We start from the raw sequence: 21,444 nt of genomic DNA, 5'->3' as shown, positions 1-21,444 counted from the left end.
GAATCGGCGGCATCCCCACTCTTTCCCCTACGAGCATGAGCGGACCGCTGGCTGGACTGAAGATCCTCGACTTTTCCACGTTGCTGCCAGGGCCCTTCGCCACCCTGGCGCTGGCCGACCTGGGCGCGGACGTAATTCGCATCGAAGCGCCGAACCGGCCAGATCCGGTCAGGCGCCTGTCACCGCAACGCCATGGGGTCTCGGCGGCGCATGCGTGGATCAACCGCAACAAGCGGTCGCTGGCGCTGGACCTCAAGCAACCCGAATCGATCGACATCGTCAGGAAGCTGATTGCGACGCACGACATCGTGGTGGAGCAGTTCCGCCCCGGTGTCATGGCACGGCTCGGCCTTGGATACGAACAACTCCGCGAGCTCAACCCCGCACTGATCTATTGCTCGATCACCGGCTATGGCCAGGACGGCCCGTATCGCGACCGTGCCGGCCACGACAACAACTATCTGTCGATCGCCGGCATCGCCAGCTACAACGGACGCGGGGCGCCGGCACCGCTCGGCATCCAGGTCGCGGATATCGCGGGTGGCAGCCTGCATGCCGCGCTGGCCATTCTTGCTGCCGTCGCACATCGCTATCGCACTGGCGCTGGCCAAGCCATCGACGTCAGCATGACCGATGCCGCGTTCAGCCTGAATGCGCTGTCCGGTGCCGCCTATCTTGCTGGTGCGCGCGCGCCACGTCCGGAATCGGAGCGGCTCAACGGTGGCAGCTTCTATGACTACTACGCGACATCCGACGGCAGGCACTTTTCGGTCGGCAGCCTGGAGCCGCAGTTCCTGCAAGCGTTCTGCAGCGCGATGGGCCATCCCGAGTGGGTAACGCTGGCCGTCACGGATATGACCGCACTGAAGCAGCAGATCAGCGCGGCCTTTGTGACGCGCACATTCGCGGAGTGGTGCGAAGTCTTCGCCAAGGTGGACTGCTGCGTGGAACCCGTGCTGACGCTGGAAGAAGCGGCCACGCATCCGCACATGCGCGCGCGCGGACTGGTGGTTGATGTGCCGGTGGCTGGCATGGCGGGCTCGTTGCCGCAGATCGCCCATCCGGTGCGCTATTCCGCCACACCGCCCCAGTACCGGCACACAGGGGAAGCACTCGGCCAGCAGAGCCGCGACATCCTCGCTTCGCTTGGCTACGACGACACGCAGGTGCAGAAACTTGCCGACGCAGGCGTCACAACGCTGACGGAAGCCTGACACCTATCACAAGGAGACAGACATGGATCATGAACGGAGACGCTGGCTCGGCCAGGCAGCAGCCATCGGCGGCGGCATGGCGTTCGCAAGTTGGCATGCAAGCGCCGACACTGCCTATCCGAACAAGCCACTGCGGCTCGTCGTGCCCTATCCGGCAGGCGGCGGCGCAGACACCATCGCGCGGTTGATCGGCCAGCAGTTGTCGCAGGCGTGGCAGCAACCGGTCGTAGTGGACAACAAGCCCGGCGCCAGTGGCATTCTCGGCAACGACATCGTGGCGAAGGCCACGCCCGATGGGTACACGATGCTGCTGGCCATCACCGCCATGATCCAGTCGCCCAGCCTCTACCGAAAGATGCCGTACAACGTGGAACGCGACTTCATGCCGGTCTCGCTGGTCGCGCGGTCGTCGGATCTTTTCGTCGTGCCGAATCGTGTGCCGGCGCGCACGCTCGCGGAATTCATCGCACTGGCCAAGGCCAGCCCCGGCAAGTTGAGCTACGGCTCGTATGGCAATGGCACCTCGTCGCACCTGCATGGCGAGCAGTTCAAGATTCGCGCGGGGATCGATCTCGTCCATGTGCCGTACAAGGGCGCCGCGCCACTGGTCAGCGATGTATTGGGCGGACAGGTCGATTCCGCATTTGTCGACGTCACCTCGGCCAATGCGTACCTCCAAAGCGGAAAGTTCCGCGTGCTCGGGATCACGGGTACGCAGCGCCATACCGCGTTGCCAGCCGTGCCGACCTTTGCGGAAGCCGGATTGACTGGTTTCGAGCCCAACGGCTGGTTCGGGTTTTTCCTGCCCGCTGGCACGCCGCGCGACGTTGCGGACCGCCTGGCCGCCGAAGTGGCACGCATTGCCAAACGTCCGGAAATCTCGCAGCGCCTGAGCGCCATGGGACTGCAGCCTGTGGCATCGACGCCAACCGAACTGGCCAGCGTGGTCAGCAACGACACGCCGAAATGGGCGGAAATCGTCCGCACGGCGCGTATTCAACTGGACTGAGCAGATGGATTGAAGGGGGGGAGGATGCAGCAGGTATTGCATCCTCGAAGCCCACCTTAAACAAATGCAAATTGCCTGACTGGCGGACGTGACGCACAGTGGTCTCCGACAAAAACCTGACAAGAACAGGAGGAGACAATCATGGTGCGAATCATGCTCGCCGGCGTGCTGCTGGCGCTGGCTCACGGTGCAGCCGTAGCCGAAACCTATCCCTCGCGGCCCATCCGGCTGCTGGTGGGCTACGCGCCGGGCGGCCCGGTGGACACCGCCGCGCGCATCTACGCCGCCGAAATGGGCCGCGTGCTGAAGCAGCCGGTGGTTGTGGACAACCGCGCGGGCGCTAGCGGTGCGATTGCCGCAGGCATGACGGTCGGCGCCAAGCCTGACGGATACACGCTCTACTTCGTGGCCAGCCCCACGATGACGATGACGCCGCTGATCCAGAAATCGGTCAGCTTCAAGCCCGAGAAGGACTTCACCTACGTCGGGCTCATCACGGACTACACCAACGTCCTGCTGATCAACAAGGATTTCCCCGCAAAGAACGTCGAGGAACTGGTGTCGTACGCGCGCAAGCATCCCGGCGACGTGAGCTTCGGCTCGGCTGGCGTGGGGGCATCGAACCATTTGTCCGCCGAACTGCTCGCGCAGATGACCGGCGTGAAGATGCTGCATGTGCCATACAAGGGCAATTCGCCGGCCATGGCCGATGTCATGAGCGGCAAGGTGACGTTCATGTTCGACATCACTGGCACGGCCATCGGCCATATCCAGGGCGGCAAGGTCCGCGCACTGGCGGTCACGTCGAAGACACGCAACCCCGCCTTGCCCAGCGTGCCCACGCTTGTGGAATCCGGCCTCAAGCAATACGACCTGACCGGCTGGTATGGCCTGGTCGGGCCGCCGGGAATGCCTGCCGATATCACCAACCAGCTCGTCAAGGCGCAGCAGACCGTGGGCGAAGACCCCGCCTTCCGCAGCCGCATGACCGAGGTGGGCTACGACCTGAACGTGACCGGCCCGGCGCCGCTACAGAACCGCATCAAGAAGGAACTGGCGCTCTGGGGCAACGTGGTCAAGACGGCCAATATCGAAGTGGAATAAGCGATAAACGAGCGGCTGGCGTTGCCTGGCAGTTCGGCGGCGGTGAAGGCGTGCTTTCCCGATGACGAATTGCCGCACCCCAGCACCGCCTCTACACTGCGGACGTGCCGGATAGTGTCCGGCCCCCTTTTCCATAGAGGAATTCAGCGACATGCCGCAGGAACCCGCCGCCGACATCAACACCCGGATCAGCGACATTCCCCGTCACTGGGCCAGCCGCGCGCCGGACGCCATTGCCGTGCAGGAGGGCGAGCGCACCGTCACGTTCGGACAGCTCTGGGAAAGCATTGGCCTGGCTCGCGAATACCTGGCTGCACAAGGCGTGGGCACGGGCGACCGCGTGATGATCATCGGCGAAAACTGCCTCGCGCTGATCACGCTGGTCTTTGCACTATCCGAACTCGGCGCCTGGCCCGTGGTCACCAATGCACGCCTGACGCCGCGCGAGATCGAGGAAATCCGCACACATTGCCGGCCCCGGCTGATGCTGTTCACACTGGCCGCATCACCTGACGCGCTGCGGCACGGCTTGCTGTACCGTGCCCGCGAGATCACGCCGCCCGGCCTGGGTCCGTTGATGGGGGCCGATGTGGACCAGCATAGTGAACCGGAGCCGGAAGCCCTCGCGCGCGACGTGGCCGCGCTGATCTATACCTCCGGCACCACCGGACAGCCCAAGGGCGTGATGGTCACGCATCGCGGCCTGCTGCACTACGCCCGTGTGACGGTCGAAAGCCGTGGCATCGGGCCCGGCGACTGCGCCTATGCCGTGATGCCGATGTCCCATATCTTCGGCCTCGCCACGCTGCTGCTCGCCACGTTGCAAGGCGGCGGCAGTCTGTATCTGGTTGCACGCTTCAACGTCAACGATGCCTGTGCCGCACTGCAGCGCGGTGCCATCTCGATCCTGCAGGGCGTGCCGGCGATGTTCAGCCGCATCCTGGCACATCTCGCCAGACAAGGGACGCCAACGCTGCGTGCGCCGCGCCTGCGTTACCTGTACACGGGGGGCGGTCCCCTGGAACCTGCGTTGAAGCGCAACGTGGAAGCCGTGTTCGGGCAACCGCTGCATCATGGCTATGGCATGACCGAATACGCGGGATCGCTGTTCATCACACGCCCCGACCGTCCGCGCGATGACTGTGCAGCAGGCGAGATTGTCGAAGGCGCCGCACTGCGCGTGGTGACATCCGACGGCAATCCCGTTCCTCCCGGCACGCCCGGCGAGCTATGGGTAAAGGGCCCCGGCGTGATGCGCGGTTACTACCGCGCGCCGGAGCAGACTGCCGAGGCATTGCGTCCCGATGGCTGGCTCAATACCGGCGATATCGGACGGCTCGGCCCCGACGGTGCGCTGTTCATCGTGGGTCGTACGCGCGACCTGATCATCCGCTCGGGTTTCAGCGTGTATCCGATCGAAGTCGAATCCGTGATCAATACCCATCCGACGGTGAGGATTTCCGCCGTGGTGGGGCATCCCGCAGAGGACGGCAACGAGGAAATCGTGGCGTTCGTGGAGATTCGCGAAGGCGAGACATTCGATGCGGACACACTGCACAGCTACCTGGCCGAGCGTCTTTCTCCCTACAAGCGGCCGGCGCGCATCGTGCGCGTGGCGGCGATACCGACTACGGCCAGCGGCAAGCTGCACAAGCACCAGTTGCGCGGGATGATGGCGGAACTGGTCTGATTCAAGTACCCGTGTTGCCGTCTTCCACAAGCAGATCTACCAGCTTGCGCGCGAAGACGGGCAACGCCTCGCGATCCGCCACGCAGATCTGCAGCTTGCGCTCGGCCCAGTCATCTTCGATCTGCACGATGTTGAGCGCCATGGTCTTGGCGTGACGCCGGGCTGTGCTCTCGGGCAGCACGCCGATCCCCACATTCGCCTCGATCATCCGCCCTGCCGTCTCGAAGTTGCTGACCTGGATACGCCAGTGCAGCGTGCGCTGCAGATCGGCGGCGGCGCGCTTCAGGAAATTGTGGATCGCGCTTTCCTCGGGCAGGCCGATGAAGTCGTAGTCGAGCGTCTCCACAAAGCGCACCCGCTTGCGCTGCGCCAGCGGATGGCTCAGAGCCGTGGCCAGCACCAGGCGGTCCAGCCGGTAGGGCATCACCTCCAGCCCATCCATGTTCACGCCGCTGGCCGCAATGCCGATATCCACCATGCCTTCCTGCACGGCCCGGACGATATCGGGACTCAACCGTTCGCGGATATCGACCGTCACATCGGGATGGTTGACAAGGTAAGTGCGCAGCACGCCGGGCAGGAACTCGCTCATCGCCGTGGTATTGGCGAACACACGCACGTGCCCCTTGATGCCTGAAGCGTATTCCTGAAGATCGCCACTCAACTGCTCGATCTGGCGAAGTACCCGGCGCGCATGCGCCAGAAGCGTTTCCCCCGCCGGCGTCACCTTGACGCCTTGGCTGCTGCGGCTCAGCAACTTCACGCCCACCTGTTCTTCCAGGTTCTTGATGCGCGTGCTGGCAGCGGGTAGCGACAGATGGCAACGTTCTGCACCGCGGGTCAGGCTGCTGGCTTCCGCGATATGCGTGAAGAGGTTCAGATCGACCAGATCGAAGCGCATTGTCGTTGTCTCCAGAATAGTCGGCGATTATCCCCCGATTGCACGCATTCTTGCCATCCTCGCAATCACCGAGGACCTTCATGGCGGGCGAATACCGGCTTTCAGACACGCGAATAGGCGAACCGCCGTGCATGCGCCAAGCTGTGCCATTCCCATAACTCCGGAGACCCGACATGGCAGAGCAGGAGACGTTGCGCGTGGACATTGCGGACGGCGTGGCAACGCTGACGCTGAACCGTCCCGAACAGAAGAACGCCTTGAACACATCGATGCGCGACGGACTGCGCGAAGCCGTGCAGAGCATCCGCGCCGACCGTTCGATTCGTGCGGTGGTACTGCGCGGCGCCGGCACCGACTTCTGCTCGGGCGGCGATATCCGCGCCATGAACGTCACCGACGCCGACGCAGGCCGCGACCGCATGGACGACCTGCACGGCTGGATCGCCATGCTTTCCGACCTGGATCGCCCCGTGGTGGCCGCTGTGGATGGCGTGGCCTATGGTGCGGGCTTCAGCCTGGCGCTGCTGGCGGATTTCATCGTGGCCTCGCCGCGTGCGCGCTTTTGCATGCCGTTCATGAAGGTGGGACTGGTGCCGGATTGCGGCGCGTTGTATACGCTGCCGCGCGTGGTGGGCATGGCGCGTGCGCGAGAGCTGGTCTTCAGCGCCCGCGAAATTCGCGCGGAAGAAGCCAAACAGATGGGCGTGGTATTCGAGATCGTGGAACAGGAGCGGTTATTTGCTCGTGCAGATCAGATGGCGCGCAGCCTGGCGAGTGCTTCGCCTGCGGCGTATGCGCTGACCAAACGCGCATTGAACCAGTCGTTCGACAGCGACCTCCGCGCGATGCTGGAGCTGGAATCACTGGGACAAGGGGTGGCGTTTACCACCGCGTATCACAAGGAAGCGGTGAGGCGGTTCAAGGAGAAGGAAGCGCCGTTGTTTCAGTGGGCGACGGAGTAATCTCTCCGATTATGTTGCTCCCCTCTCCCGCGAGCGGGAGAGGGGTTGGGGGAGAGGGCTGGAGGTTCTGCTTGCCGATAGTGGAAATTTGAACCGCCCGCCCTCTCCCCCGCCCCTCTCCCGCGAAGCGGGAGAGGGGAGAAAACAGTCAGGAGATTGTCGAGGCATCACCCCGCCGTGATCCCCGCCGTCTTGATCACCTTCCCCCACTTCTCGATCTCCGCATGGAGCCGCTTGCGCATCTGCTCCTGCGTCCCCGCATCAGCCTCAGCCCCCGCCTGCAGCAGTTTCTGCTTCACACTCGGGTCATTCATCGCCACGTTGAAATCCGCATTGATCTTGTCGAGCACGGCTTTGGGCGTCTGGGCCGGGGCGAACAACGCTGCCCACGAATACGCTTCGTAACCCGGCAATCCCGATTCGGCCACGGTCGGCACATCGGGCAGCATGCCCGAACGCTTGCGGCTGGCCACGCCCAATACCTTGATACGTCCCGTCTTGATGTGTTGCAGCGCAGTCGGCGCATCGCTGAACATCAACTGTACCTGTCCACCGAGCAGGTCATTCATCGCCGGGCCACTGCCCTTGTAGGGCACGTGCTGCAACTTCGTGCCCGCTTCCATGTTGAACAGTTCGCCCGCCAGATGCGTGCCACCACCGTTGCCCGACGAGCCATATGAGAGCGTGCGGCCGGGCTGCTTCGCGTACGCAATCAGTTCCTTGATGTTGTTGGCAGGCACGGACGGATGCGCGACCACGAACACCGGGAACATCGCCGCGAAGCTCACCGGCGCGAAGTCCTTCTCGATGTCGTACGGCAGCTTGCCCATCAGCGATGGATTCACCGCGTGGTGAATCGAGCCGAGGAACAGCGTGTAGCCATCGGGCGCCTCTTTGGATGCGATGGTGGCGCCGATCGTGCCGCCCGCGCCCGCGCGATTGTCGATGACGAGCGGCTGCTTCCAGATCTCGCCGAGCCGCTGGCTGAAGATGCGCGCGGTACTGTCCACCGGACCGCCGGGCGGAAACGGCACGATCAGCCGCACCGGCTTGGCCGGCCACGGGTCGTTGGCCAGCACCGATAGCGGATGCGTGGCGGCTGCCAGCGCGCCAGCAGCCATGAGCCGCCTGCGCATAGGGGAAATGATCATGCCTTGTCTCCTTGGGTCTGCATCGAACCGGCCTGCTCCCGCAGCACACGCTTGAGGATCTTGCCGTTGTTATTGGTAGGCAGTTCTGCCAGCGCGATGATTCGCGCGGGGCGTTTGTAAGGGGCCAGCCGGCTGCGCAGATGATCCTTGAGCGCGGCAAGTTCCAGCGGGCAGCCAGGACGCAGTTCCACGAACGCGACGATTTCCTCGTTGCCGTCGCCCTCGGGCGTGCCGACCACCGCCGAGCGCTGAATGCTTGGATGGGTGTTCAATGCCGTCTCTACTTCAGCCGGGTACACGTTGAAGCCCGAGCGGATGATCATTTCCTTGAGGCGACCCACCACGAAGACCGCGCCATCGGCGTGCATCTCGCCCAGGTCGCCGCTCGCATACCAGCCGCCTTCGCGCATCACGGCAGCGGTGGCTTCCGGATCGCGGAAATAGCCAGGCATCAGCCCCCTGCCCCGCAGCCAGAGTTCTCCGCGCTCGCCCAGCGGCAGCGGCTTGCCAGTCGTGGCGTCGGTGACCTGCACCTCGGCTTCGGCTACCGCATAGCCCGCGCTGGTATCGGCACGCCGTTCGTCGATGCGCGTGACATGGACCGATCCCGCGTACTCGGAGAGTCCATAGCCATGGTGCAGCGTCAGCCCGAACATCGCTTCCACGCGTTGCTTCAGCGCGAGGTCGAGCGGCCCTGCACCCGTGTAGATGTAGCGCAGCGACGGCGCTACAGGTTGCGTGATGCCTTGCTGTTGCAGATAGGCCAGCAGCCGCGAGAACAGCGTCGGCGGCCCCTGCAGTTGCGACACGCCGTGGTGCGCCAGCGCATCGAGCAGATCCTCGGGATCGAACTGCGGACGCATGACAAGCTGCGATCCGGCCAGCAGCGAACTCAGCAGCACCGTGCCAAGGCCAAAGATATGCGTCATCGGCACGAACGCGTAGCTGCGGTCTGCCGGACGCATCTCCCGTGCGTCGCGCGTCACGCGTGCAAAGTGGATCAGCGCGTCGTGCGTCAGCATCACGCCCTTCGGCTCACCCGTGGTGCCCGAGGTGAAGATCAGCGCGGCTACCTCGTCGCGCAACGGTTCGGGCTCCGTCACGGCGTCCGCGCGCACCGCCGAGCGCACCATGCCCGGGAGCGCGGACGGCACGGCATCGAAGCGTGCCCCGTGCGCTGCGGCGGCCTGCGATGCCGATGCGGTGAAGTACACCACGCGGGCATCGGCGCGCGCCGCAAAGGCATCGATCTCGCCCGGCGCCATGCGTGCGTTGACGCCGCAAGACCATGCGCCCACGCGGCTGCACGCCATGATCAGCGCCGCATGCTCGGGACAGTTCTCCGCCACCACCATGACGCGGTCACCGGGGCGGACATCGAGCGCCCGCAGTTCTACCTCGGCCACATAGGTCAGCGCTCCAAGCTGGGCAAACGTCACCTGAGTGCCATCCGGCAGGTGGATGAACGGTTGATCGGGTGCCTCGTTCAACCAGTAATCGAGCAGGTGATGAATTCGCGTAGTCACTGCTGGCCGTCCTTTGCAATGCGGGAAGTGGTGCGCGCAGCATGAGCGCAAAGCCGTCGGGGCGCCATTCGTAAATGGCAAGGCCCGCCTTTGCCTCGCTGAAACCGCGCTGCAGTACGCGCGGGCGCAGGCTGGCGGCGCATTCCGCATAGATAAAGACCGGATTCGGCAAACCTGAACCAGAGCGACCGACACCCCCCTAGAATCGGTGGCATTGAGGAGACAACCCATGGACCTGCGTTTTTCCAAAGAAGAAGAATCCTTCCGCCAGGAAGTCCGTGCCTTCGTGCAGGCCAGCCTGCCCGCCGACATCCGCGACAAGGTGCTTGGCCACCGCCGTGTGGAAAAAGACGACTACGTACGCTGGCACCGTATCCTGCACGCACAGGGCTGGGGCGCGCCCACCTGGCCGAAGGAATGGGGCGGCACCGGCTGGAACGCGCTGCAACGCCTGATCTTCGAGATCGAGACACTGCAAGCGGGCGCGCCGCGCATGCTGCCGTTCGGCCTGACCATGATCGGTCCGGTCCTGATGAAGTACGCCAGCCAGGCGCACAAGGAACGATTCCTGCCGCGCATCCCCATGGTCGATGAGTTCTGGTGTCAGGGTTATTCCGAACCCGGCGCGGGTTCGGACCTGGCGTCGCTGCGAACCAGCGCGGTGCGGCGCGGCGACAAGTACATCGTCAATGGCCAGAAAACCTGGACCACGATGGCGCACTTTGCCGACTGGATCTTCTGCCTCGTGCGCACCGATCCGGAAGCCAAGGCGCAAGAAGGCATCTCGATGCTGCTGATCGACATGAAGTCGCCCGGCGTGACGGTGCGGCCCATCAAGACGCTCGACGGCGGCCACGATGTCAACGAGACGTGGTTCGAAGAGGTGGAAGTGCCCGTGGAGAACCTGCTGGGCGAGGAAAACCGCGGCTGGACCTATGCCAAGTACCTGCTCGGCCATGAACGCACCGGCATCGCAGGCATCGGCCATTGCTACCGCGAATTGCGCCAGTTGAAGCACTACGCGTCCGAAGCCACCGATGGCCGTGGCCGTCCGCTGATCGAAGAGCCGCGCATGCGCGATCGCATTGCGCGTGTGGAGATGGACCTGCTGGCGCTGGAGATGCTGCTGTTGCGCGTGGCCACACAGGCCGCCGGCACGCCGGGACCGGAAGCATCGCTGGTGAAGATTCGCGGCTCGGAACTGCAGCAGGATATCGCCATGCTGCAGATGGAAGTGGCCGGCCCGAACGGCTGGCCCTACTCGCCCGATTGGCTGGAACCGGGCGCACCGAATCCATCGAGCGGCCCGGACTGGGCACCGCCTGCTGCATCCACCTACTTCGACATGCGCAAGACCACGATCTACGGCGGTTCCACCGAAGTACAGAAAAACATCATCTCCAAGATGATCATCGGTTTCTAAGCGCGCATCTCAGCAAGGACGACGACATGGATTTCACCTACAGCGAAGAACAGCAGATGCTGACCGACAGCCTGCGCCGCTTTGTCGCCTCGGCATATACCTTCGAGGCACGGCGCCGCAATGCGCGCGAGAACGGCAGCTTCGACACACATATCTGGTCCGCACTGGCCGAGATGGGCGTACTCGGCCTCTGCGTCCCCACCGAATACGGCGGCTTTGGCGAAGGCCCGGCCACGCAAGCCGTGGTACAGCGCGAGCTGGGCCGCGCGCTGGTGCAGGAACCCGTGATTCCCGGCGGCGTGATTGCTGCCGCGATCCTCAAGCAGTTCGCGCCCGCCGCAATGCAGGCCGCGTATTTTCCTCCACTCGCCAGTGGCGAGAACGTGTTCGCCGTAGCCTATCTCGAACCCACCACACGCTATCGCACCGACACCGCTCAAGCACAAGCCCGCAAGCAAGGCACGGAAGGCTACGTGCTGAACGGTGCAAAATCCGGCGTGTGGCACGGTGCTGCAGCAAACATCTACATCGTGTCTGCAATGCTCGATGGCGTGCTCGCATTGTTCCTCGTGCAGCGCGATGCACCGGGCCTGAACATCACCAGCTATCCGACGATGGACCGCCTTGCCGGCGCCGACCTGACGCTCGCGGACGTGCCCGCCACGCTGCTGACGACGCAGGGTCTCGACGCCCTCGAAGTGGGCCTCGACCACGGCATTGCCGCGCAATGCGCTGCGGCTGCCGGTGCGATGGAGCGCCTGATCGAGATCACCGCCGAATACCTCGGCGCGCGCAAGCAGTTCGGCAAGCCGCTGGCTTCGTTCCAGTCCCTGCAGCATCGCGTGGCCGAGATGGTCATGCAGAAGGAACTGGCGCTGTCGATGGCCTACGTGGCCGCGCAGGGACTCGATGCTACCGACATTGCGGAACGGCGCCGCAAGGTCTCGGCTGCAAAGGTCATCACCGCGCGCGCCGCGCGCTATGTGGGCCAGCAGGCGGTGCAACTGCATGGCGGCATGGGCATGACCGACGAGTTGGAGGTCGGCGACTACTTCAAGGCGCTCGCCATGGTGGACGTGCTGCTCGGCGACACGGACCTGCACATGGAACGCTACACCGAGGCGATGGCCGCCTGATATCGAACACGCAAACGGATGAAACACGATGACCATCAATAGCAAGGCATACATCGTCGGCGCCTACGAGCACCCGACCCGCAAGGCACCGGACAAGACCGTGGCGCAACTGCACGCCGAAAGCGCACGCGGCGCGCTGGAAGACGCTGGCCTGACGCTGGCCGATGTCGACGGCTACTTCTGCGCGGGCGACGCGCCCGGACTCGGCATGGTCAACATGGTCGACTATCTCGGCCTGAACGCCCGCCATGTGGATTCGAGCGAGATGGGTGGCTCGTCGTATATCGCGCACGTCTCGCACGCCGCGCAGGCCATCGCCGCCGGCAAGTGCAACGTGGCGCTGATCACGCTCGCTGGCCGGCCCCGTTCGGAAGGATCGAGCGGCACGCAGGCGCGCAACTGGGGCGCCAACCTGCCCGACCAGCCGTTCGAAGCCCCGTTCAACCCCGTGACCGTCAACCTGTACGCGATGGTTGCGCAGCGGCACATGTACGAGTTCGGCACCACGCCCGAGCAACTCGCGTGGATCAAGGTGGCCGCATCGCATCATGCGCAGCACAATCCCAATGCAATGCTGCGCGAGCTGGTGACTGTCGAGGATGTGGTCAACTCGCCGATGATCTCCGATCCGCTGCATCGACTCGACTGCTGTGTGGTGTCCGACGGCGGCGGCGCGTTGATCGTCGCGCGCCCGGAAATCGCGGCCACGCTGAAGCGCCCGAAGATCAAGGTGCTGGGGGCCGGCGAACACGTCAAGGGCCTGCTCGGCGGCCAGGTGGACTTGTCGTGGTCTGCTGCAAAAATCTCCGGCGCAGCAGCGTTTGCCGAAGCTGGCGTGACGCCTTCTGACATCCAGTACGCGTCGATCTACGACAGCTTTACGATCACCGTGCTGATGCAGCTTGAAGACCTGGGCTTCTGCAAGAAGGGCGAAGGCGGCAAGTTCGTGATGGACGGCAACCTGATCTCGGGCGTGGGCAAGCTGCCCATCAACACCGATGGCGGCGGCCTGTGCAACAACCATCCGGCCAATCGCGGCGGCATCACAAAGGTGATCGAAGCCGTGCGCCAGTTGCGCGGCGAGGCGCATCCGGCAGTACAGGTCAAGAACTGCGGATTGGCATTGGCGCAGGGCACGGGCGGCTATATGGGCTCGCGCCATGGCTCCGCCACCCTGATCCTCGAACGCGAATAAAAGGAAAGCAAGCCATGACCACGCCTTATGTTTCCACGCCATACAAGGCCCCGGACGAGCTGCCGGACAACACTGCCTTCTGGCAGGCCGCGCGCGAGGGCAAGTTGCTGGTGCGCCATTGCACCGGCTGTGGCAAGCCGCACTGGTATCCGCGCACGCTGTGTCCGTTCTGCATGGGCGACACCGAATGGAAGACCGCCTCCGGCCTCGGCGAGATCTACTCGTTCAGCATCACACGCCGCGCGGGTCCGAACCCGTTCTGCATCGCCTATGTCCGTCTGGACGAAGGCGTGACGATGATGACGCATATCGTCGATACCGACCTGGATAGCGTGCGGATCGGGCAACGCGTGAAGGTGCGCTTTGCCGAAACCGACGGAGAAGGCAGCGCACCAGTTCCTGTCTTCGCGCCGGTGGCTTAGGCATGGCACCGACGAACCTTCCCTCGCCGTCGCGGCAGACCGGCGCGCTCAGTCACCTGCGCGTGCTCGACCTGTCTCGCGTGCTGGCCGGCCCATGGTGCACGCAGAACCTGGCCGACATGGGCGCCGACGTCATCAAGATCGAGAAGCCCGGTACGGGTGACGACACGCGCCACTGGGGGCCTCCCTACCTCGATGGCGCGGATGGCCCCACCAATCAGGCGAGCTACTTTGCTGCGTGCAACCGCAACAAGCGCTCGGTGACGGTGGACATCGCCACGCCGGAAGGCCAGAAGCTGGTGCGCGACCTGGCGGCGCAGAGCGATGTGGTCATCGAGAACTACAAGACGGGTAGCCTCAAGCGGTATGGACTCGACTATGAAACGCTCTCGGCGCTGAATCCGCGCCTGATCTACTGTTCGGTCACCGGCTTTGGCCAGACTGGCCCGTACGCGACGCGCCCGGGCTACGACTTGCTCGTGCAGGCGATGAGCGGCCTGATGAGTATCACGGGGCAACCCGATGGCACGCCCGGCGCGGGGCCGATGCGCGTGGGCGTGGCCGTCATCGACGTGTTCACGGGCATGTATGCGACCACGGCCATCCTTGGCGCGATCGAGGCTCGGCACCACACCGGGCGCGGGCAAAGCATCGACATCGCGCTGCTCGACGTAGCGATGGCGGTACTGGCCAACCAGGGTGCCGGATTCCTCAATGCGGGAGTCGTCCCCACGCGCCAGGGCAACGTGCATCCAAGCGTGGTGCCCTATCAGGATTTCCCCACACGTGATGGCGACATGCTGCTGGCCATCGGCAACGACGGCCAGTTCGCGCGTTTCTGCGAAGTGGCCGATGTCGACTGGGCCCGCGACGCGCGCTACACGACGAACAGCGCCCGCGTGGCGAATCGCGACACGTTGATTCCGATGATGTGCGACATCACGCGGACGAAGCCCACGAGCGAATGGATTCACCTGCTCGAAGCAGCGACCGTGCCGTGCGGACCAATCAACGACATCGGCCAGGCGTTTGCCGATGAGCATGTGCAGTCTCGTGAGCTGCGTGTCGAACAGTTTCGCTACGCTGAGGGGTCTGGTGTTTCTGATCCGGTCAACCGGGTGTGCAGCACGGCCAGTCCGCTACGGTTGAGCGACACACCGCCAACGCTGCGGCATGCACCGCCTGCGCTGGGGCAGCATACGGATGAGGTGCTGCGCGAGTGCTTGGGGTTGGATGGGGATGCGGTGGCGGGGTTGAGGGCCAGGGGGGTGTTGTAGACAAACCGCAAGCATGACAACTGCCGCTTGTTTGCTCCCCTCTCCCGCCATGCGGGAGAGGGGTTGGGGGTGAGGGCCGGCCGTCGCTATGCGAAAAGCGTGATCAGTTACGACACGCTTGCCCTCACCCCCAGCCCCTCTCCCATTTCATGGGAGAGGGGAGCAAAGACACGCTACTATCCACCCAGCCAATCTCCCACTGCAGAGGTAACCCGTGTCCCTTCCCGCCAGCATTTTCGAAGTCTCCGGCGATGCCGTCGAGTCCACGGTGTTGTCACGCGGCCCCTGGAACCCCGGTGCGCAACACGGTGGTGCGCCCGGTGCCTTGCTGGCCACGATGGCAGATCGGGCCATGGCGCATGAGCCGGGCTGGTCGATGTCGCGTCTCACCTTGGAATTCGTGCGGCCAGTGCCCGTGGCGCCGCTGCGCGCCATCATCGAGCCGCAACCTGGTGGCGCCGTGCGCCGTGTGCGCGTCGAGTTACAGCACGAAGGCGTGACCGTCGTGCATGGCACGGCGGTCTACATGCGCGAACGCGAACTCGACCTACACGCCACACCCGCATCGCCAGTGCTGCCACCGCCCGACGCTTGCCACACGCCGCTCCAGATTCCCGGCATGGCGCCGCAGACATCGTTCCACTACACCGCCATGGAAACCCGCGTGGCAACGGGCACCGTCTCCGAGCCGGGTCCGGCAGCGGTTTGGTTTCGCTTTGCTGTACCCGTAGTCGCCGACTGGCCCATCTCGCCCGCATCCCGCGCGATTGCCGCCGCAGACTTCGGCAATGGCATCAGTTGGGCGGTGCCGCTTAGTCGCTTCGCGTTTGCCAATGCCGATCTCACTGTCTATCTGCACCGTCAGCCGCAAGGGGAATGGGTGGCTGCGGAATCGGAGACCTTCGTGCAGCCCAACGGCATCGGGCTGGCACGCACCACCTTGCATGACGAACGCGGCCCGATCGGCGTGGCGCAGCAGGGCCTGATTTTCAAGCCCCGCTAGCGCAGATCAAGCCGCCTTGGCCGGCAAGGTCGGATAGTCGGTCAGGCCGCGCGCGTCACCGCCAAACAGCGTATCGCGATCCGTGGGGTTGAGCATTGCGCCCGTGCGCAGACGCTCCGGCAAATCCGGGTTCGCGATGAATGGACGACCAAAGGCGATCAGGTCGGCCCAGCCCTCTTCCAGCGCGGCCACGGCGCGCGCGCTCGTGTACTTCCCTGCGTAGATCAGCGTACCCGGATACACCGCGCGCAGGCGTTGCTTGAACGCCATCGGCATATGCGGGGCATCTTCCCAATCTGCTTCCGCGATGTGGATGTAGCCCACGCCCACCTCGGCGAGCAACTTCGCGGCGGCGGTATAGGTGGTCTCCGGATCGGCATCGACACAACCGTTCAGCGTGGTCAGCGGGGCAAGCCGGATGCCGACGCGATCCTTGCTACCCGTGCCGTCCACCAGCGCCTCGGCCACCTCGCGCAGGAATCGCAGGCGATTGTCGAGCGAGCCACCGTACTCATCGGTTCGTGCATTCGCGCCAGAGTCGATGAACTGGTTCACCAGGTAACCATTGGCCGCATGCAACTCCACACCATCGAAACCGGCGGCCATGGCATTGCGGGCCGCCTGTCGGAACTGCTCGACGATGTCGTGGATCTCGGGAATGCTCAGGGCGCGCGGCTCGGATGCCTGGACGAAGCCCGGCTTGCCATCGTTGTCAGCCACAAACACATTGACGCCCTTCGCCTGGATGGCCGAAGACGACACCGGCTGTTCGCCGCCCAGCAAGCTGACGTGGCTCAGGCGTCCCACATGCCAGAGCTGCGCAAAGATGCGGCCGCCTGCCGCATGCACGGTATCGGTGACCTTGCGCCAGCCGGCGATCTGCTCCGGCGTGTACACACCGGGCGTCCAGGCATAGCCCTTGCCCATCGGCGAAATCCACGTCCCTTCGCTGACAATCAGGCCGGCGCCAGCGCGCTGGGCGTAGTACTCGGCCATCAACGCATTCGGTACATCGCCGGGCTGGCTGGCACGCGAGCGCGTCATCGGCGGCATGACGAGGCGGTTCGGCAGCTTCAGGCTGCCAAGCGAGTACGGTTGGAACAACGGGTTGCGGGTATCGGGCATTGCAGCGCTCCAGGAAGGAAAGTCACGATGGAGGCCAGTCTGCCGGCTTTACTCTTGCGGATTAAGGGGCTTTCGCAGGAAATATTGTTGATTTCTTGTCAACAATGGGAGTGGCTTATCAACCGCTCCCATGCGGCCTGCTTGTCAAAGCGCTGCCCCCGCCCTTGCCGTAGTCGCAATGCTCGTATACGCTTCGAACTACGATTTATCGAGTCCTAGTTTTCCTATGTCCCACATCAGTACAGGTGTTGAATACGGGCTGCATTGCCTGTTGTATCTGTCGCGTTCGCCACTCGCGGTGGAAGAAGCCAGCGTGCGCGACCTCGCCGAGCTACAAGGTATTCCCGCCGAGTTTCTCGCCAAGCTGTTCACCAAGCTGGCAAAAGCCGATCTGGTCGTGGCTACCGAGGGAATCAAGGGTGGCTTCCGCCTGGCCCGCCCCCCGTCGCGCATCACGGTGTACGACGTGGTCATGGCCATCGATGGCGACAAGTCGCTGTTCGAGTGCCGCGAGATTCGCGATCGCAATGCCGTGTTCGAGGGATGCCCGCCCGCATGGGCCACGCGCGGCGTCTGCGGCATTCACGCCATCATGCAGCAGGCCGAGAAGGCGATGCAGGCGGAACTCAAGAAACATACCCTTGCTGATATCGCCGAGCGCACGCTCAAGGTTGTGCCAGCTTCGCACGGCGGCCAGATCGTGGAGTGGCTGACCGATCGCGCGGCCAATCGGCGCAGCGCACGATAAAGAAGGCGATCCCGTCGGGACCGCCTTGCTTCACCCGGAGCAGGACTCTGCACCACGCACTGCCACGTGCGGTCGGCGCATCGAATCCTGCCGATCAGTGCAGCGCCATGCGGCGGCGCTTTTCCACCAGTCCGACCAGCGCTACGACCAGCAGGTTGACCGGCGTCGGAATGCCAAGTGATGCGCCCCGACGCACGATCTCGCCATTGAGCGACGCAATCTCGCTGGCACGGCCTTGTGCGAAATCCTGGGCCATCGACGAATATTGCCCGAGCGGAATCGTGCGACGGATCAGTTCGACCTGGCTCTCGGCACCGCCTTCGATCGTCACGCCGGAGGCGCGTGCCACGGCCAGGCATTCCGCCACGATGGCGGTCATCGCGGCATCGGCAGAGGGAACGTCGCGAATCTCGCCGTACGGCAGTTGGACGATGGCCGACAGCGCGTTGTAGGCGCAGTTGAGGATCAGTTTCCCCCACAGTGCGCTCATGACATCGGACGATACAACCGTGGGCACGCCGGCGTGGTTGAACAACTCGGCCACCTGCGCACTCCCCTCGCCCGTCCCGATAATCAGGTCGCCACGCCCGTGATGGCGGAGATGGCCGGCGTCGGCCATCTCGCTCGCGACGTAGACCGCTGCGGGAATGACGGGCCGCGCCAACGCGGCTTCGAGCCGGCAGGCATTATCGATACCGTTCTGCAGCGAGACGATCACCGCTGCGGGTTTCAGATATGGACGCATCTGCTCGGCCGCGTGCTCGGTATCGACGGATTTCACACAGACCAGCACGAGATCGGCATCGGCCACTGCAGCGGGGTCCGTACTCGCACCGATGTGCACGCGCGTATCGAATGACTTCGATTCAAAGCGCAACCCCTGCGCGTGAATGGCATCGACATGACGCTGCCTGCCGATCAGGACCACGCCCTCGCCGGCCTTCGCCAGCATGCCACCAAAGAAACAGCCCACAGCGCCTGCGCCCATTACCGCGATTTTCATGATTCGCTCCTGCCAGTCCTGCCGTCCTGCTGTCGCGAGGGAAGGCGAACGCGCCGCCCCCGCGTCCTGCCTTGCTTACTGACGCTGCACGGTCTGCACGGCGTCCAGAATCACCTTGGCCACATCGGCCGGACGCGATTGCTGCGGCACGTGGCTGGTCGGCAGCTGCGTGACCTTCGCCCCGATCTTTTTAGCCATCTCGCGCTCCAGGGCGGGCGGGATCATGCGGTCGTTTTCGCTGACGATGAACCACGACGGCCGCGTGGTCCAGGCCGCGACGGTGGTCTTCTCGCCAAATGCCTTGGCCTGGATCGGGCCCTGGGTGGCAGCCATGACGCGCGCCTGTGCGGCAGGCACGTCCTGCGCAAAGTTGGCGGCCAGCGCCTCGGGCGGCAGCGTCAGGTATCCATCCTTGTCGGCCACCAACTTGGCGATGCCCGGTGCGGGCGGATACCCCTTGCCCACTTCTTCCGTGGACTGGCCGGCATCCGGCGCGAAGGCGGCCACATAGACCAGCGCCTTGACCTTGTCGTTGGCACCGGCTTCGGTAATCACCGTACCGCCCCACGAATGGCCCACCAGCACAACCTTGCCCGGCTGGTTGTCGATGGCACGGCGCGTGGTGGCCACGTCGTCCGCCAGCGAGTTCAGCCCGTTCTGCACGGCCTGCACCTTCACGCCCTTGGCCTGCAGGAACGGAATGACCTTGGCCCAGTCCGAGCCATCGGCAAATGCGCCATGCACGATCACGACGGTAGTCGGCACCTTGTCGGCGGCGGAAGCCCCGGTGGCGGCCGTGAAACCCAGGGCCGCGATGGCCAGCGATGCAAGCGTTCGATTCAGCATGTCGATCCTTTCAAGATCCGTTGGGATGGCAATGGATGTATTGGAAGGCGGCGACGTATCGCTTCCATGTGGCGAAAGCGGGAATCCGTATGCGCACGTATCTGCGGCTCGCGCAGATACATGACGGTACAAATGTCGAAGGCCGGCGCGCTCGCCACGCCGTGATACAGTCCGGCCACTATCCGCCGAGCCACCGCACATGTCCGAGCGTCAAGACTCTACGCCCAAGCCCGCTTCCATGAACGTCAAGACCGCCTTGCGCGTGATCGAGATCATCGAGACGTTTGCGCGGGAGCGGCGGGCCTTGTCGTTGTCGGAATTGGCGCGCCTGCTGGCGGTGCCAGCGTCGAGCTGCCATGCGCTCATCCGGACGCTGACGTCGCTGGGCTATCTCTACGAAACCGCGCGCCGGCAAGGCTACTACCCGACGGGACGCCTGCTGGCCATGGCGCAGCAGATCGCCCGTCATGATCCCGTGCTGGACCGCGTGCACGACACGATGGCCGAGTTGCGCGATGCCACGGGCGAAACCGTGGTCATCGGCAAGCTGCACGAGGGCGCGGCGGTGGTGTACCTGGACGTGCTCGAATCCCCGCACGCCATCCGCTATATCGCCACCGCAGGCGAACGGCGCGAACTGTACGCAAACTCGATTGGCAAAGCGCTGCTGGGCGCCATGGAGGATGCCGAGCGCGGCGCCGTACTGGCGCAGGTGGCATTCCAGCCGTTCACCGCGCGTACGCTGACCACGCCCGCCATGGTCGAAGCCGACCTGCAGGCTGCGCGCACGCGTGGTGCGTATGTCAATCTCAGTGAATCGATGCCCGATGTAGGCGCGCTGGCGTGGCCGGTGCGGTTATCGGGGGAAAGTTATGCGATCTCGATCGCCGGTCCGGTGTACCGGATCGAGCCGCATCTGGAGCGCTACGCGGCCATCCTGCGCGCGGCCTGTGCATCGCTGGAGAAGACCTGAGCGGTCACGCTCAGTCCACGCTCAGTCGACAGTCTCGCGCGACACCAGCCGCCAGCTCATCGCGTCGGGCAGATCGATGTCACCGACCGGCAGCGCTGCCGCCAGCGCCAGCACGGCGTCCTTGCGGCGCCACGTCAGCCCATTGGCAGCCTCCAGCGGCGCCGGAACCGCTTCCACGACATGGCCGATCATCGTCTGGAACAGGCTGCCGCCATGGCACTTGATCCACGCTTCCTTGAGTGTCCAGAGTTGGAAGAAGGCCACCATGCGGGCTTCGTCGTCACCCCCGGCGATCAATTCCGGCAGCGCCGCGCGCTCGGCTTCGGTCGTGGTGGCTTCGATCAGCGTCCCGAGGTGCTTGCGCGGCTGAAGGGCCTCGATGTCGACGCCCACCGGCATGTCAGATACCGCGCACGCCAGGTGATCACCCGAATGTGCGATCGATACGAAGATCGGCATGCCCACCGCCCCGCCCGAGTGCGTGGCAACGGGCGGTGCATCCTCGGCGGCCGACAACATCCATTCCGATGCATCGCCGCCCAGCGTCACCGCCAGCAGCCGCCGCGCCAGCCAGCGCCCCGCGGCAAACTGCTCGGCGCGCTGCTCCGCACGCATTTCGGCCAGACGTGACAGCTCTTCCGCAGACATCCAGCGGCTGACTGGTGGCGCCATGGCAGCAAAGGCCATGACCGATCCGGTACGCAGGGCGAGCGGCATGGTAATGGTGTGTGGATAG

20 protein-coding genes are annotated in these 21,444 nt (G+C 64.5%); 13 read left to right on the top strand and 7 right to left on the bottom strand.

Annotation, left to right across the window (positions count from 1 at the left end; all coding sequences use genetic code 11):
• Window positions 1-35 precede the first annotated feature (35 nt).
• The 4 genes from ABDB81_RS07095 to ABDB81_RS07080 all read left to right on the top strand — a co-directional run bounded on the left by ABDB81_RS07095 (window position 36) and on the right by ABDB81_RS07080 (window position 5,017).
• The gene (locus tag ABDB81_RS07095; RefSeq protein ID WP_346810487.1) at window positions 36-1,214 is read left to right on the top strand and encodes a CaiB/BaiF CoA-transferase family protein; all 1,179 of its coding nucleotides are present in this window, start codon (window positions 36-38) and stop codon (window positions 1,212-1,214) included.
• Between the two features lie 22 nt (window positions 1,215-1,236).
• Window positions 1,237-2,223 carry a tripartite tricarboxylate transporter substrate binding protein gene (locus tag ABDB81_RS07090; protein WP_346810486.1) on the top strand — a complete coding sequence of 329 codons (987 nt, stop codon included), beginning with the start codon at window positions 1,237-1,239 and terminating at the stop codon, window positions 2,221-2,223.
• A gap of 141 nt (window positions 2,224-2,364) precedes the next feature.
• Window positions 2,365-3,327, top strand: coding sequence for a tripartite tricarboxylate transporter substrate binding protein (locus tag ABDB81_RS07085; protein ID WP_137927069.1), 963 nt, complete (start codon window positions 2,365-2,367; stop codon window positions 3,325-3,327).
• Between the two features lie 151 nt (window positions 3,328-3,478).
• Window positions 3,479-5,017 (top strand): class I adenylate-forming enzyme family protein, encoded by a 1,539-nt coding sequence (locus ABDB81_RS07080; protein ID WP_346810485.1) that lies wholly within the window; start codon window positions 3,479-3,481, stop codon window positions 5,015-5,017.
• Between the two features lies 1 nt (window position 5,018).
• On the opposite strand, the gene ABDB81_RS07075 is transcribed toward ABDB81_RS07080, so the two are convergent.
• Window positions 5,019-5,918: a LysR substrate-binding domain-containing protein gene (locus tag ABDB81_RS07075; RefSeq protein WP_137927067.1), complete on the bottom strand. Its 900-nt coding sequence runs from the start codon at window positions 5,916-5,918 to the stop codon at window positions 5,019-5,021.
• A gap of 173 nt (window positions 5,919-6,091) precedes the next feature.
• On the opposite strand from ABDB81_RS07075, the gene ABDB81_RS07070 reads away from it, so the two are divergent.
• A complete protein-coding gene (locus ABDB81_RS07070; RefSeq protein WP_346810484.1) occupies window positions 6,092-6,880 on the top strand; it encodes an enoyl-CoA hydratase/isomerase family protein in 789 nt (262 codons plus the stop codon).
• A 167-nt stretch (window positions 6,881-7,047) separates the two neighbouring features.
• Here the strand turns inward: ABDB81_RS07070 and ABDB81_RS07065 are convergent, their stop codons facing one another.
• On the bottom strand, window positions 7,048-8,031 hold the full coding sequence (locus tag ABDB81_RS07065) for a tripartite tricarboxylate transporter substrate binding protein (RefSeq protein WP_160473665.1): 984 nt from the start codon (window positions 8,029-8,031) through the stop codon (window positions 7,048-7,050).
• Window positions 8,028-9,557 carry a class I adenylate-forming enzyme family protein gene (locus tag ABDB81_RS07060; protein ID WP_137923399.1) on the bottom strand — a complete coding sequence of 510 codons (1,530 nt, stop codon included), beginning with the start codon at window positions 9,555-9,557 and terminating at the stop codon, window positions 8,028-8,030. Before ABDB81_RS07060 ends, ABDB81_RS07065 begins: the two co-directional genes overlap by 4 nt.
• 229 nt (window positions 9,558-9,786) lie before the next feature.
• Here ABDB81_RS07060 and ABDB81_RS07055 point away from each other — a divergent pair, with 229 nt between their 5' ends.
• The 6 genes from ABDB81_RS07055 (at window position 9,787) to ABDB81_RS07030 (ending at window position 16,013) form a co-directional block, all read left to right on the top strand.
• Complete coding sequence (locus ABDB81_RS07055; RefSeq protein ID WP_137923400.1) at window positions 9,787-10,980, top strand: acyl-CoA dehydrogenase family protein; 1,194 nt, start codon at window positions 9,787-9,789, stop codon at window positions 10,978-10,980.
• Window positions 10,981-11,006: 26 nt separating this feature from the next.
• Complete coding sequence (locus ABDB81_RS07050) at window positions 11,007-12,116, top strand: acyl-CoA dehydrogenase (protein WP_346810483.1); 1,110 nt, start codon at window positions 11,007-11,009, stop codon at window positions 12,114-12,116.
• A 28-nt stretch (window positions 12,117-12,144) separates the two neighbouring features.
• The gene (locus ABDB81_RS07045; RefSeq protein ID WP_137923402.1) at window positions 12,145-13,311 is read left to right on the top strand and encodes a thiolase domain-containing protein; all 1,167 of its coding nucleotides are present in this window, start codon (window positions 12,145-12,147) and stop codon (window positions 13,309-13,311) included.
• Window positions 13,312-13,325: 14 nt separating this feature from the next.
• On the top strand, window positions 13,326-13,733 hold the full coding sequence (locus tag ABDB81_RS07040; RefSeq protein WP_137923403.1) for an OB-fold domain-containing protein: 408 nt from the start codon (window positions 13,326-13,328) through the stop codon (window positions 13,731-13,733).
• Between the two features lie 2 nt (window positions 13,734-13,735).
• Window positions 13,736-15,010 carry a CaiB/BaiF CoA-transferase family protein gene (locus tag ABDB81_RS07035; protein ID WP_346810482.1) on the top strand — a complete coding sequence of 425 codons (1,275 nt, stop codon included), beginning with the start codon at window positions 13,736-13,738 and terminating at the stop codon, window positions 15,008-15,010.
• A gap of 214 nt (window positions 15,011-15,224) precedes the next feature.
• Window positions 15,225-16,013 carry a thioesterase family protein gene (locus ABDB81_RS07030; RefSeq protein WP_137923405.1) on the top strand — a complete coding sequence of 263 codons (789 nt, stop codon included), beginning with the start codon at window positions 15,225-15,227 and terminating at the stop codon, window positions 16,011-16,013.
• A gap of 6 nt (window positions 16,014-16,019) precedes the next feature.
• Here the strand turns inward: ABDB81_RS07030 and ABDB81_RS07025 are convergent, their stop codons facing one another.
• The gene (locus tag ABDB81_RS07025; RefSeq protein WP_137923406.1) at window positions 16,020-17,138 is read right to left on the bottom strand and encodes an alkene reductase; all 1,119 of its coding nucleotides are present in this window, start codon (window positions 17,136-17,138) and stop codon (window positions 16,020-16,022) included.
• 226 nt (window positions 17,139-17,364) lie between these two features.
• On the opposite strand from ABDB81_RS07025, the gene ABDB81_RS07020 reads away from it, so the two are divergent.
• Window positions 17,365-17,886 (top strand): Rrf2 family transcriptional regulator, encoded by a 522-nt coding sequence (locus ABDB81_RS07020; RefSeq protein ID WP_160473661.1) that lies wholly within the window; start codon window positions 17,365-17,367, stop codon window positions 17,884-17,886.
• A 94-nt stretch (window positions 17,887-17,980) separates the two neighbouring features.
• Here ABDB81_RS07020 and ABDB81_RS07015 read toward each other — a convergent pair whose 3' ends face one another.
• Window positions 17,981-18,889: a ketopantoate reductase family protein gene (locus ABDB81_RS07015; RefSeq protein ID WP_346810481.1), complete on the bottom strand. Its 909-nt coding sequence runs from the start codon at window positions 18,887-18,889 to the stop codon at window positions 17,981-17,983.
• 75 nt (window positions 18,890-18,964) lie between these two features.
• The gene (locus ABDB81_RS07010; RefSeq protein WP_160473659.1) at window positions 18,965-19,735 is read right to left on the bottom strand and encodes an alpha/beta hydrolase; all 771 of its coding nucleotides are present in this window, start codon (window positions 19,733-19,735) and stop codon (window positions 18,965-18,967) included.
• Between the two features lie 238 nt (window positions 19,736-19,973).
• On the opposite strand from ABDB81_RS07010, the gene ABDB81_RS07005 reads away from it, so the two are divergent.
• Window positions 19,974-20,708, top strand: a complete 735-nt coding sequence (locus ABDB81_RS07005; protein ID WP_137923520.1) for an IclR family transcriptional regulator — start codon at window positions 19,974-19,976, stop codon at window positions 20,706-20,708.
• Window positions 20,709-20,729: 21 nt separating this feature from the next.
• Here ABDB81_RS07005 and ABDB81_RS07000 read toward each other — a convergent pair whose 3' ends face one another.
• The gene (locus ABDB81_RS07000; protein ID WP_137923410.1) at window positions 20,730-21,425 is read right to left on the bottom strand and encodes a 4'-phosphopantetheinyl transferase superfamily protein; all 696 of its coding nucleotides are present in this window, start codon (window positions 21,423-21,425) and stop codon (window positions 20,730-20,732) included.
• Between the last annotated feature and the right edge of the window lie 19 nt (window positions 21,426-21,444).

The organism is Cupriavidus sp. DL-D2 (assembly GCF_039710735.1).
GTDB lineage: Bacteria > Pseudomonadota > Gammaproteobacteria > Burkholderiales > Burkholderiaceae > Cupriavidus.
Note: the sequence above shows the minus strand (reverse complement) of the source record. Positions and strands in the feature narration are given on the sequence as shown.

Bases quoted from the DNA above. Each gene is read 5' to 3' on its own strand.
- ABDB81_RS07095 (WP_346810487.1), top strand. From the start codon at position 36: ATGAGCGGACCGCTGGCTGGACTGAAGATCCTCGACTTTTCCACGTTG.
- ABDB81_RS07065 (WP_160473665.1), bottom strand. From the start codon at position 8,031: ATGATCATTTCCCCTATGCGCAGGCGGCTCATGGCTGCTGGCGCGCTG.
- ABDB81_RS07010 (WP_160473659.1), bottom strand. From the start codon at position 19,735: ATGCTGAATCGAACGCTTGCATCGCTGGCCATCGCGGCCCTGGGTTTC.
- ABDB81_RS07040 (WP_137923403.1), top strand. From the start codon at position 13,326: ATGACCACGCCTTATGTTTCCACGCCATACAAGGCCCCGGACGAGCTG.
- ABDB81_RS07080 (WP_346810485.1), top strand. From the start codon at position 3,479: ATGCCGCAGGAACCCGCCGCCGACATCAACACCCGGATCAGCGACATT.
- ABDB81_RS07020 (WP_160473661.1), top strand. From the start codon at position 17,365: ATGTCCCACATCAGTACAGGTGTTGAATACGGGCTGCATTGCCTGTTG.
- ABDB81_RS07070 (WP_346810484.1), top strand. From the start codon at position 6,092: ATGGCAGAGCAGGAGACGTTGCGCGTGGACATTGCGGACGGCGTGGCA.
- ABDB81_RS07035 (WP_346810482.1), top strand. From the start codon at position 13,736: ATGGCACCGACGAACCTTCCCTCGCCGTCGCGGCAGACCGGCGCGCTC.
- ABDB81_RS07085 (WP_137927069.1), top strand. From the start codon at position 2,365: ATGGTGCGAATCATGCTCGCCGGCGTGCTGCTGGCGCTGGCTCACGGT.
- ABDB81_RS07050 (WP_346810483.1), top strand. From the start codon at position 11,007: ATGGATTTCACCTACAGCGAAGAACAGCAGATGCTGACCGACAGCCTG.
- ABDB81_RS07045 (WP_137923402.1), top strand. From the start codon at position 12,145: ATGACCATCAATAGCAAGGCATACATCGTCGGCGCCTACGAGCACCCG.
- ABDB81_RS07075 (WP_137927067.1), bottom strand. From the start codon at position 5,918: ATGCGCTTCGATCTGGTCGATCTGAACCTCTTCACGCATATCGCGGAA.
- ABDB81_RS07025 (WP_137923406.1), bottom strand. From the start codon at position 17,138: ATGCCCGATACCCGCAACCCGTTGTTCCAACCGTACTCGCTTGGCAGC.
- ABDB81_RS07000 (WP_137923410.1), bottom strand. From the start codon at position 21,425: ATGCCGCTCGCCCTGCGTACCGGATCGGTCATGGCCTTTGCTGCCATG.
- ABDB81_RS07005 (WP_137923520.1), top strand. From the start codon at position 19,974: ATGAACGTCAAGACCGCCTTGCGCGTGATCGAGATCATCGAGACGTTT.
- ABDB81_RS07015 (WP_346810481.1), bottom strand. From the start codon at position 18,889: ATGAAAATCGCGGTAATGGGCGCAGGCGCTGTGGGCTGTTTCTTTGGT.
- ABDB81_RS07090 (WP_346810486.1), top strand. From the start codon at position 1,237: ATGGATCATGAACGGAGACGCTGGCTCGGCCAGGCAGCAGCCATCGGC.
- ABDB81_RS07055 (WP_137923400.1), top strand. From the start codon at position 9,787: ATGGACCTGCGTTTTTCCAAAGAAGAAGAATCCTTCCGCCAGGAAGTC.